This window comes from Bordetella hinzii LMG 13501 (assembly GCF_001548475.1).
Classification (GTDB): Bacteria; Pseudomonadota; Gammaproteobacteria; order Burkholderiales; family Burkholderiaceae_B; genus Bordetella; species Bordetella hinzii.
The window spans coordinates 1-593 of sequence record NZ_LRUJ01000086.1; the positions used below are offsets into that span (position 1 = coordinate 1).

Consider the following 593-nt stretch of genomic DNA (forward strand, 5'->3'; position numbering starts at 1 on the left):
GGCGGCGGCCGCCGCCTCCTCGACCAGGGCGGCATTCTGCTGCGTGACCTCGTCCATCTGCGTGACCGCGCGGTTGACCTGCTCGATGCCGCTGGACTGCTCTTCCGAGGCCGCCGAGATCTCGCCCATGATGTCGGTCACGCGCTTGACCGAGGCCACGATCTCCTGCATGGTCGCCCCGGCGCGCTCGACCTGCTGCGAGCCCGCCGCCACCTTGCCCACCGAATCCTCGATCAGCGTCTTGATCTCCTTGGCCGCCTGCGCGCTGCGCTGCGCCAGCGAACGCACTTCGCCGGCCACCACCGCGAAACCCTTGCCCTGCTCGCCCGCCCGCGCCGCTTCCACCGCCGCGTTCAACGCCAGGATATTGGTCTGGAACGCGATCCCGTCGATCACCGACACGATCTCAGAAATCTTGCGCGAGCTGGCCGAAATCCCTTCCATGGTCTGCACCACTTCCGAGACCGCCGAGCCGCCGCGTTCGGCCACATCCGAGGCGCTGGCCGCCAGCTGATTCGCCTGGCGCGCATTGTCCGCGTTCTGCTTGACCGTCGAGGCCAGCTCTTCCATCGACGCGGCCGTCTCCTCCAGCG

At 68.5% G+C, this 593-nt stretch carries 1 protein-coding gene; it reads right to left on the reverse strand.

Annotated elements, in window-relative coordinates:
* A partial coding sequence (locus tag AXA74_RS23680) for a methyl-accepting chemotaxis protein (RefSeq protein ID WP_248845124.1) occupies positions 1 to 593 on the reverse strand: 593 nt, incomplete at both ends.